This window comes from Castellaniella defragrans (assembly GCF_014203015.1).
GTDB lineage: Bacteria > Pseudomonadota > Gammaproteobacteria > Burkholderiales > Burkholderiaceae_B > Castellaniella > Castellaniella defragrans.
On record NZ_JACHIB010000015.1, the window covers coordinates 36,088 to 50,652 of the forward strand.

The window sequence follows — 14,565 nt, forward strand, 5'->3', positions numbered from 1 at the left end:
CCTCAGGCATCGGGCTCGGGGATGTCGGCCGCCGGGCCCCGGGCCGACAGGAAGCGGTGCAGCCGCTCGGCGCGCGGGGCCAGCGCGGCGGCAAAATCGGCCCAGGCGGCCGCGCGGGCGGCATCGTGCCGCGGCGGCGCCCAGATGGCGTCCGGGAAGCAGGGATCCGCGCGCCAGCGGGGGATCGCGTGCCAGTGCAGGTGGGGCACCTGGTTGCCGAGGCTGGCCAGGTTGACCTTGTCGGGCGCGAGGAAGGCGCGCTGCAGGCGCTCGACCTGGAACACGGTGCGCATCAGGTGCAGGCGGCCCAGGGGATCGATGTCCGTGTTTTCCGCCACGTGGCGGTGCCAGACGATGCGCAGGTAGCCGGGGTGCCGGGGATCGTCCACGCGGACGATCCGCAGGCGGTCGTCCTGCCAGAGCAGGGCGGCGTGGTCCGGAGTGCAGAGCGGGCAGTCGGGGAAAAAGGCCATGGCGGCAGCGGAAGCGGTGCAGGGGCCCGCCGCCCGCGGGCGCGGGCGCGGGGCGGATTCGGCATCAGCGGGCGAAGAACAGCTCCTGCAGCGCGATGCCGGGATCGGGCGCGCGCATGAAGGCCTCGCCCACCAGGAAGGCCTGCACGCCGTGGTCGCGCATGCGGTCGACGTCCTCGGGCAGCAGGATGCCGCTTTCGGTGACGACGCGCTTGCCTTCCGGCAGGTCCTGCAGCATCGACAGGGTGGTTTCCAGGCGGGTCTCGAAGGTGCGCAGGTTGCGGTTGTTGATACCGATCAGCGGCGTGTCCAGGGACAGGGCCGCGTCCAGCTCGTCGCGGTCGTGGACTTCGACCAGCACGTCCATGCCCAGGCTCGCGGCCACGGATTCCAGCTCGCGCAGCTGGGCGGGCGACAGGGCGGCGGCGATCAGCAGCACGCAGTCGGCGCCCAGCGCCCGGGCGTGGATGACCTGGTAGGGGTCGATCAGGAAATCCTTGCGCAGCACGGGCAGGCTGCAGGCCGCGCGCGCCTGGCGCAGGTGGTCGTAGCCGCCCTGGAAATACTGCACGTCGGTCAGCACCGACAGGCAGGCGGCGCCGTGGCCGGCGTAGCTGGTGGCGATGTCCGCCGGGCGGAAGTCCTCGCGGATCACGCCCTTGGAGGGCGAGGCCTTCTTGATTTCCGCGATCACGGCGGGCTTGCCCTGCGCGATCTTGTCTTCGATGGCGCGCGCGAAGCCGCGGATGTCCTGGCGGCTCTGGGCTTCGCGCAGCACTTCGGATTCGCTGCGCATCTGCCGCGCGGTGGCGACTTCGGTGCGCTTGGTGTCCAGGATCCGGGCCAGAATGTCGTTCATGCGGAGAACCTTTGCGTGTATTGGCGGAATTGTTCCAGCTTGTCGCGCGCGGCGCCCGAGGCGATCAGCTCGAAGGCCTGGCGGATGCCGGCGCCGATCGAGTCGGCGCGGTTGCCGGCGTACAGGGCCAGGCCCGCGTTCAGCGCGACGATGTCGCGCGCCGTGCCGGCCGTGTTGTTCAGCGCGGCGCGCACCAGCTGGGCGGATTCGTCGCGGTTGGCGACCTTGATGCTGCGGTTGGACACCATGGTCATGCCGAAATCCTCGGGGTGGATCTCGTATTCGCGCACCTCGCCGTCCTTCAGCTCGCCCACCAGGGTGGCCGCGCCCAGCGAAGCCTCGTCCATGCCGTCCTTGCCGTGCACGATCAGCACGTGGCGCGAGCCCAGGCGCTGCAGCACCCGCACCAGGATGCCGACCAGGTCGGGGTGGAACACGCCCATGAGCTGGTTGGCCGCGCCGGCCGGATTGGTGAGCGGGCCGAGGATGTTGAAGATCGTGCGCACGCCCAGTTCGCGGCGCACGGCGGCGACGTTCTTCATCGCGCCGTGGTGGGCCGGGGCGAACATGAAGCCGATGCCGGTGGCCTCGATGGATTCGGCGACCTGGGCGGGCGTGGCGGCGATGCGCACTCCCAGGGCTTCCAGCACGTCGGCGCTGCCCGAGGAGGACGAGGCGCTGCGGTTGCCGTGCTTGGCGATCTTGACCCCGCCGGCGGCGGCCACGAACATCGCGGCGGTGGAGATGTTGAAGGTGTGCGAGCCATCGCCGCCCGTGCCGCACATGTCCAGCAGGTCCTCGGGGTAGGGGGTGTCCACCGCCAGGGCGAATTCGCGCATGACCTGGGCCGCCGCCGTGATCTCGCCCACGGTCTCCTTCTTGACGCGCAGGCCCATCAGCAGGGCGCTGGCCAGCTGGGGAGACATTTCCCCGCGCATCAGCATGCGCATCAGTTCCAGCATCTCGTCGTGGAAGATTTCCCGGTGCTCGATGCAGCGGGCCAGGGCCTCGTTGGGGGTGATCGGCGGCATGAATGATTCCTTCTGTCTTCGTGTATTCGTGTGTCTGCGTTTTCGCGTTTTCGCGTTTTTGCGTTTCTGTGTCTCGGCGTGTCCGGATGTCGGCGTGCCTGCTGCGTCTGCGTGCCAGTGTCTGCGTGCCTGCGGAACCCGTCTTCGGAATGGACCGTCGCCGACGCCCTACAGTTCCAGGAAATTGCGCAGCAGCGCGTGGCCGTGTTCGCTGAGCACGGATTCCGGGTGGAACTGCACGCCGTAGACGGGCAGGGTCTTGTGCGCGACGCCCATGATTTCTCCGTCGGCGGTCTCGGCGGTGATCTCCAGGCAGTCGGGCAGCGAGGCACGCTCGATCGCCAGGGAATGGTAGCGGGTCACGGTGTAGGGCGACGGCAGCCCGGCGAAGACGTCGGTGCCCCGGTGCGTGATGGGCGAGACCTTGCCGTGCATGATTTCCCGGGCGCGCACGATGCGCCCGCCGTAGGCCGCGCCGATGGCCTGATGGCCCAGGCAGACGCCCAGGATGGGCTTCCTGCCGGCGAAATGGCGGATCAGCTCGATGGAGATGCCGGCCTCGGCCGGCGAGCACGGCCCCGGCGACACGCAGATGCGGTCGGGATCAATGGCCTCGACGCCGGCGAGGTCGATCTGGTCGTTGCGCACGACCTGGACCTGGGCGCCGAGTTCGCCGAAATACTGCACCAGGTTGTAGGTGAAGGAATCGTAGTTGTCCAGCATCAGCAGCTTCATGATCGGGTCGTCCTGGTCAGTGTCGGGAAGCGGACGCGCGCAGCGAGGCGGGCCGCGGAAGCCGGGTGATGCGGAGAGGGGAATGCGATACGGACATGGTCTTCCTTGGAGTCAGGAGCCGCCGCACCGGAGATAGATTCACGAAGACCTATGCCTGCCAGAACGGCGGCAAGGTGCGATGAATCACGCATGAGGATGCCGCCCCTAGGAGGAGCGCCACCAGAACGAAGCGTGCACGGTCGCGTGTGAAATCATGGCAAGCATTCTACTGTGCGGCGCGGGCGCTGTCGAGCGGGGTAAATACCGGTGGACGCGGGCGTTCCCTACGCCTTCCCCGCATCCGCCCGGCTCATCGGGCTCGGCCGGGATTTCCTCTAAGTGGTCATACCATTATGGGTGGACGGAGCATATACAGGTGGGCGGCCGTTGCTGGAACGCGCGGACGGCATACGCTGCTTTCCTACCGGAAAGGCGCTTGAATCCTGGGTTTTTGCGAGGTTACAGGGTAAACGCAGATCCAGATAAAGATTGACCTGGGCCGTGCCGCATTTTTATAATGCGGTGGCCAGTTCACGATCCGGGAAAATGGTAAGACCAATAAGCCGTCCATCAGAAACCGGCAAGCAATGAATCGGACATCGATGAACCGGCCGTCGATCGAATCCCCCCCGAATCTCCTCGCATCCCTTCGGCTTCTTCTCGCCATGCGCCTTTCCGACCGACTCGCGGAACAGCTCCGGTCCCTGATCGACGAACAGGGACTGCGGCCCGGCGACCGCCTGCCGGCCGAGCGCCGGCTGGCCGAGGCGCTGGGGGCTTCGCGGCCCTCGGTGCGCGAGGCCATCCGCCAGCTGGCCAGCCAGGGGCTGCTGCGCAGCCGGCAGGGCGGCGGCACCTACGTCCAGGCGCGCGAGCCCGCCGCCGACGACTGGCCCGACAGGCACCTGGTGCGGCCGCTCGATGAGCTGGTGTCCGACGACCCCGAATACCGCTACGACGTGCTGGAGGCCCGCCATGCGCTGGAAGGCGGCACCGCCTGGCATGCCGCGCTGCGCGCCACGGCGGAGGACCGACGGGCGATCCAGCGCTGCTTCGAGGACATCGTGCGTTTCCAGAGCAGCGGCGATCCCGCCCTGTCGGCGCGCGCCGACGCCCGCTTCCACCTGGCCATCGCCGAGGCCTCCCACAACGCGGTGCTGCTGCAGATGATGCGCGGCGTATTCGAGCTGCTGCGGTCCACCGTCACGGAAAACCGCCAGCGCATGTACCTGATCCAGCATACCCAGGATCAGCTGACGGCCCAGCACCAGGCGCTGATGGAAGCCATCCTGCGCGGTGACGCCGAAGCCGCCCGGACGACCGTCTGGCGGCATCTGGAGTTCGTGCACGGCAGCGTGCGCAAGCTCGACGAAGACGAGGCGCGGCGCGCCCGTTCATCCCGTTTGCCCCCTTTCTCTCTCACATCATGATCATTTCCGCCTCCACCGATTACCGCGAAGCCGCCCGGCGCCGCCTGCCCCCCTTCCTGTTCCATTACGGCGACGGCGGGGCGTATGCCGAATACACGCTGCGGCACAACGTCAGCGACCTGTCGGGCGTGGCGCTGCGCCAGCGGGTGCTCAACGACATGTCGCAGCTGGACCTGTCCACGCGGCTGTTCGACGAGACCCTGTCCATGCCGGTGGCCCTGGCGCCGGTGGGCCTGACCGGCATGTACGCCCGCCGCGGCGAGGTCCAGGCGGCGCGGGCGGCGGACCGCAAGGGCATCCCCTGCACCCTGTCCACCGTGTCGGTCTGCCCCATCGAGGAGGTCGCGCCCGCCATCAGCCGGCCCCTGTGGTTCCAGCTCTACGTCCTGAAGGACCGCGGCTTCATGAAGAGCGTGCTGGAGCGCGCCCGGGCGGCCGGGGTGTCGACGCTGGTGTTCACCGTGGACATGCCGGTGCCGGGCGCGCGCTACCGCGACGCCCATGCCGGGATGAGCGGCCCGTGCGCCGCCCTGCGCCGCTACTTCCAGGCCGTCCTGCACCCGCGCTGGGCCTGGGACGTGGGCCTGCGGGGCCGGCCGCACGACCTGGGCAATGTGTCCAGGTACCTGGGCAAGCCCACCGGCCTGGAGGACTACATCGGCTGGCTGGGGGCCAATTTCGATCCTTCGATCTCCTGGAAGGACCTGCAGTGGATCCGCGACTTCTGGCAGGGGCCGATGGTCATCAAGGGCATCCTGGATCCGGACGACGCGCGCGACGCCGTGCGTTTCGGCGCCGACGGCATCGTGGTGTCCAACCACGGCGGGCGGCAGCTCGACGGGGTGCTGTCCACCGCCCGCGCGCTGCCCGCGATCGCCGACGCGGTCAAGGGCCGGATCACCCTGCTGGCGGATTCGGGCGTGCGCACCGGTCTGGACGTGGTGCGCATGCTGGCGCTGGGCGCCGATGGCGTGCTGCTGGGCCGCGCCTGGCTGTACGCCCTGGCCGTGGGCGGCGAGGCGGGCGTCGCCAATCTGCTGGACCTGATCGAAAAGGAAATGCGCGTGGCCATGACCCTGACCGGCGCGCGCACCATCGCCGACATCACGCCGGATCTGCTGGTGCGCGCCTGAAACCGTACCGCGTGGGCCCGACCGCTTGCCGCCTGCGCGGCGTGGGGGCCTTCTTTTTGCCGCCGGGCCGTCCCAAGGCAAGAAGCGCCCCCTTTTGGGGTCCTAGATAGGCTCGTCCAGCCCGAACTGCACCTGCTCGGCGGCGCGCAGCAGGGCGCGGGCCTTGGCCTCGGTTTCCTGCCATTCCTTTTCGGGGTCCGAATCGGCGACGATGCCGGCGGCGGCCTGCACGTACAGCATGCCGTCGCGGATGATGCCGGTGCGGATGGCGATGGCCAGGTCCATCTCGCCGCCGTAGCTCATGTAGCCGGCGGCGCCGCCGTAGATGCCGCGGCGCACGGGCTCCAGCTCGTCGATGATTTCCATGGCGCGGACCTTGGGCGCGCCGGTGAGCGTGCCGGCGGGGAAGGTCGCGCGCAGCACGTCGATGTTGCTCATGCCGTCGTTCAGCTCGCCGCGCACGTTGGACACCAGGTGCATGACGTGGGAATAGCGCTCGATGGCCATGGTGTCGGTGACTTCGACCGTGCCGGGCTTGGACACGCGGCCGATGTCGTTGCGCGCCAGATCGATGAGCATGACGTGCTCGGCGCGCTCCTTCGGGTCGGCCAGCAGTTCCTGCTCCAGGCGCAGGTCCTCGTCCTGCGTGGCGCCGCGCTTGCGCGTGCCGGCCAGGGGGCGGATGGTGACCATCTCGCGGGCGCGGCCGTTCTCGAACTCGCGGTCCTGGCGCACCAGGATCTCCGGCGAGGCGCCCACGACGTGGAAGGTGTCGAAGTTCCAGTAGTACATGTAGGGCGAGGGATTCAGCGACCGCAGCGCCCGGTACAGCGACAGCGGCGAGTCGCGGAAGGGCTTGGCGATCACCTGGCCGATCTGCACCTGCATCAGGTCGCCGGCGGCGATGTAGTCCTTGGCCTTGCGCACGGCGGCCAGGTAGTCGTCCTTCTTGAAGTCGCGCTCCGTGGGCGTCTGCATGCTGGCGTAGGCATAGGGGATGACCACGGGCGTGCGCAGCTTCTCGCGCAGGGCCTTCAGGCGGCGGCGCGCCAGGGCGTAGGCTTCCGGCTGCTGGGGGTCGGCGTAGACGATCAGGTAGGTGCGGCCGGCCAGGTTGTCCACGATGACCAGTTCGTCGATCTGCAGCAGCATGATGTCGGGCGTGCCCGGCTGCTGGCCGGTCGGGCGCGGCTTGACGCAGGGGCCCAGGCGCGGCTCGATGTGGCGCACGGTGTCGTAGCCGAAATAGCCCGCCAGGCCGCCGGCGAAGCGCGGCATGCCCGGGCGCAGGGCCACGCGGAAGCGTTTCTGGAAGGCTTCGATGAAGGCCAGGGGATCGCCTTCGTGGGTTTCCACGACCTGGCCGCGGGTGACGACCTCGGTGGTGGTGCCGGTGGCGCGGATCAGGGTCCTGGCCGGCAGGCCGATGAAGGAATAGCGGCCGAAGCGTTCGCCCCCCACCACCGATTCCAGCAGGCAGCTGTTGCGCCCGGCTTCCGGTCCCGCATGGGCCAGCTTCAGGTAGATCGCCAGGGGCGTGTCCAGGTCGGCGTAGGTTTCCGCGATCAGCGGAATCCGGTTGTAGCCTTGGGCGGCCAGTGCGTTGAATTCGATTTCCGTCATGGGGGTCTCTGGGTGGGGGTATGGACCGGGACAGAATTGAAACAGCCCGGCCGATCAAGGGTCCGGGCTGCAGGTGGGCGCCACGGGTAGCCCCGCGCGCCGGGTGACCATCATTACCCGGAACGAGAACACCACCAGCGCCAATAGGCGCCGGCGGTGATCGGGTAATAACGGATGATGTTCATGCGTGTTCGGTGTGCGAAGTCGCATCGGCGGCCCACTGGGCGGCCGCGACGATGGAATCAACTATAGCATCCACCGGCAGGCTCTGCACGGGACGGCCTTCGTTGTAGCCGTAGGGCAGGGCCAGCACGCGCATGCCGGCGGCGTTGGCGGCCAGGGCGTCGTTGATCGAGTCGCCGATGAACAGGGCCTGGGCGGGCACGATGCCGAGCAGGTCGCAGGCGTGGAACAGCGGCATGGGATCGGGCTTCTTGCGCTCGCAGGTATCGCCGCAGACCACCGCGTCGAAATAGCCGTCCAGGCCCATCTGGCGCAGCAGGGGAGCGGTGAATTCGGTGCCTTTGTTGGTGACCACGGCCAGGCGGGAGCCCTGGGCGCGGAAGGCCTGCAGGCCCGCCACCACGCCGGGATACACGCGGCTGCGCTGGCCGTTCAGGGCGCGGTAGTGGTCCTGGTAGCGCGCCAGGCCGCGCATGACCATGTCCACGCTGGCGGGACGGCCGTCGTGGCCCAGGGTGCGGATGACCAGCTGCTCCACGCCCTTGCCGACGTAGGTGGCGATGACGTCCTCGGCGATCGGCGCCAGGCCCATGTCCTGGCGCATGGCGTTGGCGGCGTCCGCCAGATCGGGGATGGTGTCCAGCAGGGTCCCATCCAGGTCGAACAGAATTCCGGGAAATTGCATGGTGTCGCGCGCTGGGGAAAGCGGCCGTGCCGGATCGGCGGCCAGGTGAATCATGAGAGCGTCGGGGCGCGTGTGGACGCCCGGGCATCGGCGGGCGTCATCGTATCATCACCAGGAAGAATATGCCGCCCCTGTTTGGTTACGAACCCTGTGCGCCGGCCGCGCGGCGCCGGGCGTCTCCCTGGGCGATGCCCTCGCGCAGGGCGGCGATCACGCGCGGGTAGTCGGGCTGGCCGAACACGGCCGAGCCGGCCACGAAGGCATCGGCCCCGGCGGCGCGGATGTCGGCGATGTTGTCGGCCTTGACGCCGCCGTCGACTTCCAGGTCGATGGCCTGGCCGCCCCGGTCCCGCCAGCGGTCGATGCGGGCGCGCGCCTGGGCGAGCTTGTCCAGCGTGTGCGGGATGAAGGACTGGCCGCCGAATCCCGGGTTCACCGACATCAGCAGCACCAGGTCGAGGCGCTCCATGACGTGGTCCAGCCATTCCAGCGGCGTGGCCGGGTTGAACACCAGCCCGGCGCGGCAGCCGTGGTCGCGGATCAGGGCCAGGGTGCGGTCCACGTGGCGCGAGGCTTCGGGGTGGAAGCTGATGATGTCCGCGCCGGCCTTGGCGAAGGCAGGCACGAGCGCGTCCACGGGCTCGACCATCAGGTGCACGTCGATGGGAGCGGTGGTGTGCGGGCGCAGGGCGGCGCACACCATGGGGCCCATGGTCAGGTTCGGGACGTAGTGGTTGTCCATGACGTCGAAATGGATCCAGTCGGCGCCGGCGGCCACCACCGCGGCGACTTCCTCGCCCAGGCGGGCGAAGTCGGCGGACAGCAGGCTGGGGGCGATGCGGGCGGCGGGCAGTTCGGTCATGGCGGGGGAGGGTCCGGATATGTCATGATGACGGTTTTGCAGCCTTCATTTTAGTGCACCCCCGGGTGCCGCAATCCGGAATGAAAATCCACTGGTTGTCCGCTGCCGCGCTGGTCGTCCTGAGCGCCTGTTCCACGGTGCCGCCCGAAGAACCGGCGCCGGGCGGCGAGGCCGGCGCCCCGGTTTCGGTCGAGCAGCCCCTGGTCGTCCCGCCGCTCTCGGCCCTGCCGGAAACGCCCGTGCGGCCCCTGCAGGGACGCTACACGGCGGTTTCCTGGGACGGCGTGCCGGGCTGGGGGGGCGACGACCTGAACCACGCCTGGAAGGCGCTGCTGAACGATTGCCGCGGCCTGATGCGGCCCGTGGCGGGCTCGCTCGCGCTGCCGGCGCGCGCGGCGCCCCGGGCCTGGCAGCCGGTCTGCCAGGCGGCGGTGCAATCCGGCCTGGGGACCGAGGCCGGCGGCCCGGCGGTGCGCCGGTTCCTGCAGGACCACCTGCGGCCCTGGCGGCTGGACGACGCTTCCGGGCAGGCTGCCAGCGGCACGGTGACGGGCTATTACGAGCCCCTCATCCGGGCCTCGCGCACGCGCGGGGGCGCCTACCAGTGGCCGCTCTACGCTACGCCCGACGACCTCCTGACCATCGACCTCGGCTCGGTCTATCCGGAACTGGCCGGCAAGCGGGTGCGCGGCAAGCTCGACGGGCGCCGCGTGGTGCCCTACGACACGCGCGCCCAGATCGCCTCCGACCCGGCCCGGCAGCCGGCCGTGATCGTCTGGGCGGACGACCCGGTCGAGGCCTTCTTCCTGCAGATCCAGGGCTCGGGGCGCGCCATTTTGCCCGATGGCGGGGTGCTGCGGCTGGCCTACGCCGACCACAACGGCCGGCCCTACGTCTCCATCGGCCAATGGCTGGCCCGGCAGGGCGAGATGCCGCTGGCCCAGACGTCGATGCAGAACATCAAGGCCTGGGCGCGCGCACATCCCGAGCGCGTGCCGGAGCTGCTGAACGTGAACCCGGCCATGGTGTTCTTCCGCGAGGAGCCCATCGTCGATCCGGAGCTCGGTCCCCGGGGCGCCTACGGGGTGCCGCTGCTGCCGCGGCGCGCGATCGCGGTCGATCCGGCCTACGTGCCGCTGGGCACGCCGGTCTTCCTCGACGCCGGCCCCCAGGGCGGGGCCGAGCCGCTGCGCCGGCTGGTGTTCGCCCAGGACACGGGCGCGGCGATCAAGGGCGCGGCCCGGGCCGACTTCTATTGGGGCACGGGCGACGAGGCCGGCGCGCGCGCCGGCCGCATGAAGCAGTCCGGCCGGATGTGGCTGCTGTGGCCGGCGCGCGCCGGGGCGCCGTCGGCGCGCTGAGCCGGCCTGGCGGCCGGCCTGTGAAACCCGTTTTCCTTGGCGTGCCGCAACGCGCGCCGCGCCGCCGCGCGGTAAGATGACCGGATGAAGACTCAGGAACCCATACTCGTCTGCGGCAGCGGCATCGCCGGCCTGGCCTGCGCGCTGGGGCTGGCCCGGGCGGGCCTGTCCGCCGCCCTGCTGGGGCCGCGCCAGGTCCCGGCCGTGCGCGCGGCCGACGACTACCATCCGCGCGTCTACGCGATTTCCCCGGCCAGCCGCGAGCTGCTCGACCGGCTCGGCGCCTGGTCGCTGATGGATGCGCGCCGCATCACCGCCGTCGAGGCCATGGAAGTCCATGGCGACGCCGACGGCCGCCTGGACCTGTCCGCCTGGCAGGACGCGCGCGACACCCTGGCCTGGATCGTCGAGGCCGGCGAGATGGAGCGTGCGCTCCACCAGGCCGTGCGGGTCATGGGGATCGCCTGGCACGAGGACCGCTTCGAGCGCCTGGAGACCCGCGGCCTGGGCGTGCGCGTCACGACCGCGCAGGGCCGTGTGCTGGACGCGGCCCTGCTGGTGGGCGCGGACGGCGCGCGGTCGCCGGTGCGGCTGGCGGCCGGCATCGAGCATCACTACACGCCGTACGGCGACATGGGCGTGGTCGCGCACCTGGACATCGGCCTGCCGCACCAGAACCGCGCCTGCCAGTGGTTCACCGGCGACAGCGTGTTCGCCCTGCTGCCCATGCCGGACACGGCCGACGGTCCGCAGGCGTCCCTGGTGTGGTCGATGCACGAAGGCCGGGCGCGCGAATGGCTGGCGCTGGACGCCGACGCCCAGCAGGCGTTCTTCGCCGCGCATGCGCGGGCCATCACGGGCGATCGCCTGGGGCCGCTGCGCCTGCGCACGCGCCCCCAGGGCTTTCCGCTGACGCTCGAACGCAGCGCCATGATCGCGCCGGGCGTCGCCCTGGTGGGCGATGCCGCGCACCGCGTCCACCCGCTTGCCGGGCAGGGCTTGAACCTGGGCCTGGGCGACGTGCGGGACCTGCTGGACGTCCTGCGCACGCGCGAACCCCAGCGCGCGCCGGGCGACCCGCGGATCCTGGCGCGCTACCGCCGCCGCCGGGCCGAGCCCGTCTGCGCCATGGGCCTGGTCACCGACGGCCTGCACCGGCTGTTCGGCACGTCCAACGCCCCGGTGGCCTGGGCCCGCAACCAGGGCATGCGCCTCGTCGATGGCCTGCCTTTCCTGAAACGCCGCCTGATCCGGGCGGCCGCCGGCGACTAGGGTCTGTCCGGTACGCACAGTCCCCTGGACGCCGGCCCGTTTTTCCATTGAGGTCCTATTCCATGAAATACTCCCTGAGCCTGGCCGCGCTGCTGCTGTGCGGCAGCCTGTCCGCCCTGGCGCAGCCCTCCGGCGACCAGGTCCTGAGCACCCGGCCGCCCTCCGATCAGGCCGCGCCGGCCACACCGGTCACGCCGGCCGAACCGGCCGAACCGGCCGCGCGCGGCGGCGCGGCGGACAAGGTCCTGTCCACCGCGCCCGCCCAGGCCGTCAGCCGCGCCTTCGAGCAGCGCTTTCCCGGCATCCACGTGGATGCCGTGCGGGTGACGCCCATGAACGGGATCTTCGAGGTCCAGGTGGGCCTGGACCTGCTGTACACCGACGCCCAGGTGGACTACGTGCTGCAGGGCTCGATGATCGATGCCCATGCGCGCCGCGACCTGACGGCCGAGCGGCTCGAAGCCCTGCAGCAGGTGGCCTTCGACAGCCTGCCGCTGGACCACGCGATCAAGCAGGTCAAGGGCACCGGCGCGCGCCAGGTCGCCGTGTTCGAGGACCCCAACTGCGGCTATTGCAAGCAGCTGCACCGGACGCTGGAAGACGTGGACGACGTCACGGTCTACACCTTCCTGTTCCCGATCCTGTCGCCGGACTCCACCACCCGCTCGCGCGACATCTGGTGCGCGGCCGACCCGGCCAAGGCCTGGAAGGCCTGGATGCTGGACGGTACGAACCCCGCCAAGGCCGAATGCGACACGCCGATCCAGGCCAACCTGGCCCTGGGGCGCAAGCTGAACGTGCAGGGCACGCCGGCCCTGTTCTTCGCCGACGGCAGCCGGGTCAACGGCGCGCTGCCGCTGGAAGCGCTGAAGAAGAAGCTGGACGCTCAGGGTGCTTCCTGATCAGCGCATCGGCGAGCTCGGGTGGTGTCTGTAACCGCTTATGGTTTGGAAATCATCGTCGGAAATAAGATCCAGATTACGCAAGTGTTCAAGTAGCGCGGCCGTTCCTATTTCGAACTTGTTGGCAAGATGCTTGATCGTGGATGCCTCTCGGGGGTCTTTCGTGCTCAACGCTTTTTCCAAAGCATGTGGAGTGGCAAGAAACATGGCGGCGAAGGCATTGGCTCGTTTCTCGACCCGTGCCGATGACCAGGGGCCGCTGATGTGCGAGAGGCGCCTTGCACGTGAACGATCGAACAGGATGTGGCAGAACTCGTGCGCCAGGGTGAATCTCCGCCCTCGGGAATTACTGTTGAACTTATGGCTCGCATTGATGACGATGGCTGGGGAGAAATCTTGACCAGCAATCGCGACGCCGCGAATGCCGCTGGTTTCCAGGTGCGTTTCCAGAATGGTGATACCCAAGTCCGTCAGAAGTTGTTCGATATCGATAAACGCTGTGCAAGGATCTATACGAAGCGATTCCCGGATCTGGTAGGCGAGTTCATAGCCGTGCGCATAGGGCTGCAAGTATTCGTAGATCGATGGTGATGAAACGAGTGCATTGAGTTGTTCGTGTTCGTGGCCTTGATGCTGTCGTATCAGTACATCGAATAACGCACGTGCGTCGTGTGCGCCAATGTCCACGTTCAGGCCGCCGAACATCAGCACGGGCGCATCAAATCCAGTAATGACGGGGGGGGTTGCCAATGCTCTTCTGTTCGGAGTCCATCGGCCCGCTTGCACCCCTTCCCTGATGATGTTCAAGATTTCGTTTGTCACGTGCACGGCTTCGAGCTCGGCGGGCTGGCTCCGTAGAACGGAGTCGAGTCGGGTGCGCAATGCGTCTACTTGTGTCCGATCGCATTCCGTAGCCGGCCGTGCCGACGAAGTGGCCCATCGCAGAAAATCCCAGAGTGGAGCAGCGACTTCATCGACGGCAAGGAGGGCCGTGCCGGGGTTCAGGCTCAGTTCAAATCCTGTGGGCGCAAACTCGGGCTGCTTGTCGAGCCAGGATACTTCGATATTGTCTTCGACCCTGCGAATAAAAATATGGGGATACAGGGCGCTTGGATCGGCGGAGCGCAGTGCGTGCCGTATCCACCAGGATTTGACTCGTTTGTAGATCTCTTTGTCCCTGGGGAAATCCGACCCCATGTACCGCTCGAGATCGGCGGTAACGGTGAACGCGGCCGAGTCTCCCGCACGAGTTGGCCAGACATAGGCTTCCTCGTGCATCAGCCATTTCCATTGCTTGAGCATCCAGGACACCACGGGCCCGAGATACCATTGGATTGCATCCTGCGATCTGCCGTGGATGCGGTGCTCCGTCAGAATAACCCCCCCGACTTTTATGCACAATTCTCCCATCGACCATCCGTATTCTTTGGGCAGCCGCTCCCTGGGCTCTCGATCTTCCAGCCATCGAGCCGAAATTTCAAAGCGATTGGGATCGCCGAATCTCTGCATGTCCATCATTGGGTATCACTGTTCAAAGCCCAGTCGATGTTGCTCCTGGAAAAGCTTCTGTACTTTTTGATCTGCCGGTTCGTCACCAGGTTTTCTGTGAGCCATTTGTCAACGAGATCGCCGGGAACGCTTTCCCAGGGGATGGGATAGCCATGCCAATGGCCATCGTTGGTGGGTTTCGCCTCGAAGGCGATTCCTTTTCTGGTTGCGTAGCGGCGCTCTTCTCCTTGAGGATGGGGAAGCGCATTTTCAAAAAGGTCGTGAGCTTCAGTCTGTGGCCATTCGTGGTCGAATGGGTCGTTCCCTAGATTGCGGGTGGATGTGGCGTGCGTCCATTCCGGGCACAAAGTCCCCTTGGCGCCTTGTGCCGGCCGGTCTTTGTGCTTCTCCGATCCACGATAGGAGCTGGTGGCTGCGCTCATGAGAAGTTCGGCGAGTAATAGCCCGGCATGCCGCATCGCTGGACTG

General features: G+C 68.3%; 14 protein-coding genes. 5 read left to right on the top strand and 9 right to left on the bottom strand.

Translation table 11 applies throughout. The features are described 5' to 3' along the window. Nucleotides 1-2: 2 nt before the first annotated feature. From HNR28_RS12820 to HNR28_RS12835, 4 genes are all read right to left on the bottom strand, one after another. On the bottom strand, nucleotides 3-473 hold the full coding sequence (locus tag HNR28_RS12820; protein WP_151024492.1) for an HIT family protein: 471 nt from the start codon (nucleotides 471-473) through the stop codon (nucleotides 3-5). A gap of 64 nt (nucleotides 474-537) precedes the next feature. Further along, complete coding sequence (gene trpC / locus HNR28_RS12825) at nucleotides 538-1,332, bottom strand: indole-3-glycerol phosphate synthase TrpC (protein WP_043684924.1); 795 nt, start codon at nucleotides 1,330-1,332, stop codon at nucleotides 538-540. Next, a complete protein-coding gene (gene trpD / locus HNR28_RS12830; RefSeq protein ID WP_043684922.1) occupies nucleotides 1,329-2,363 on the bottom strand; it encodes an anthranilate phosphoribosyltransferase in 1,035 nt (344 codons plus the stop codon). Before trpD ends, trpC begins: the two co-directional genes overlap by 4 nt. Before the next feature lie 168 nt (nucleotides 2,364-2,531). Further along, nucleotides 2,532-3,098 carry an anthranilate synthase component II gene (locus HNR28_RS12835; protein WP_043684919.1) on the bottom strand — a complete coding sequence of 189 codons (567 nt, stop codon included), beginning with the start codon at nucleotides 3,096-3,098 and terminating at the stop codon, nucleotides 2,532-2,534. 704 nt (nucleotides 3,099-3,802) lie between these two features. Between HNR28_RS12835 and lldR the strand changes: the two genes are divergently transcribed. Then, nucleotides 3,803-4,567 carry a transcriptional regulator LldR gene (lldR, locus tag HNR28_RS12840; protein ID WP_211369298.1) on the top strand — a complete coding sequence of 255 codons (765 nt, stop codon included), beginning with the start codon at nucleotides 3,803-3,805 and terminating at the stop codon, nucleotides 4,565-4,567. Then, the gene (gene lldD, locus HNR28_RS12845) at nucleotides 4,564-5,700 is read left to right on the top strand and encodes an FMN-dependent L-lactate dehydrogenase LldD (protein ID WP_151024493.1); all 1,137 of its coding nucleotides are present in this window, start codon (nucleotides 4,564-4,566) and stop codon (nucleotides 5,698-5,700) included. Before lldR ends, lldD begins: the two co-directional genes overlap by 4 nt. A 102-nt stretch (nucleotides 5,701-5,802) precedes the next feature. Here lldD and trpE read toward each other — a convergent pair whose 3' ends face one another. From trpE to rpe, 3 genes are all read right to left on the bottom strand, one after another. Beyond that, the gene (trpE, locus tag HNR28_RS12850; protein ID WP_043684910.1) at nucleotides 5,803-7,323 is read right to left on the bottom strand and encodes an anthranilate synthase component I; all 1,521 of its coding nucleotides are present in this window, start codon (nucleotides 7,321-7,323) and stop codon (nucleotides 5,803-5,805) included. Between the two features lie 181 nt (nucleotides 7,324-7,504). Then, on the bottom strand, nucleotides 7,505-8,191 hold the full coding sequence (locus HNR28_RS12855; RefSeq protein ID WP_043687898.1) for a phosphoglycolate phosphatase: 687 nt from the start codon (nucleotides 8,189-8,191) through the stop codon (nucleotides 7,505-7,507). Between the two features lie 139 nt (nucleotides 8,192-8,330). Continuing rightward, nucleotides 8,331-9,053 (bottom strand): ribulose-phosphate 3-epimerase, encoded by a 723-nt coding sequence (gene rpe / locus HNR28_RS12860; protein ID WP_151024494.1) that lies wholly within the window; start codon nucleotides 9,051-9,053, stop codon nucleotides 8,331-8,333. 80 nt (nucleotides 9,054-9,133) lie between these two features. On the opposite strand from rpe, the gene mltA reads away from it, so the two are divergent. The 3 genes from mltA (at nucleotide 9,134) to HNR28_RS12875 (ending at nucleotide 12,588) form a co-directional block, all read left to right on the top strand. Beyond that, nucleotides 9,134-10,414 (top strand): murein transglycosylase A, encoded by a 1,281-nt coding sequence (mltA, locus tag HNR28_RS12865; RefSeq protein WP_151024495.1) that lies wholly within the window; start codon nucleotides 9,134-9,136, stop codon nucleotides 10,412-10,414. Nucleotides 10,415-10,498: 84 nt separating this feature from the next. Next, complete coding sequence (locus HNR28_RS12870; RefSeq protein WP_151024496.1) at nucleotides 10,499-11,686, top strand: FAD-dependent monooxygenase; 1,188 nt, start codon at nucleotides 10,499-10,501, stop codon at nucleotides 11,684-11,686. Between the two features lie 62 nt (nucleotides 11,687-11,748). Next, on the top strand, nucleotides 11,749-12,588 hold the full coding sequence (locus HNR28_RS12875; protein WP_151024497.1) for a DsbC family protein: 840 nt from the start codon (nucleotides 11,749-11,751) through the stop codon (nucleotides 12,586-12,588). Here HNR28_RS12875 and HNR28_RS18140 read toward each other — a convergent pair whose 3' ends face one another. Continuing rightward, a complete protein-coding gene (locus tag HNR28_RS18140) occupies nucleotides 12,589-14,106 on the bottom strand; it encodes an ImmA/IrrE family metallo-endopeptidase (protein WP_211369299.1) in 1,518 nt (505 codons plus the stop codon). After that, nucleotides 14,103-14,519, bottom strand: coding sequence for a hypothetical protein (locus HNR28_RS12885; RefSeq protein WP_151024498.1), 417 nt, complete (start codon nucleotides 14,517-14,519; stop codon nucleotides 14,103-14,105). The genes HNR28_RS18140 and HNR28_RS12885 overlap by 4 nt, the downstream gene beginning before the upstream one ends. Between the last annotated feature and the right edge of the window lie 46 nt (nucleotides 14,520-14,565).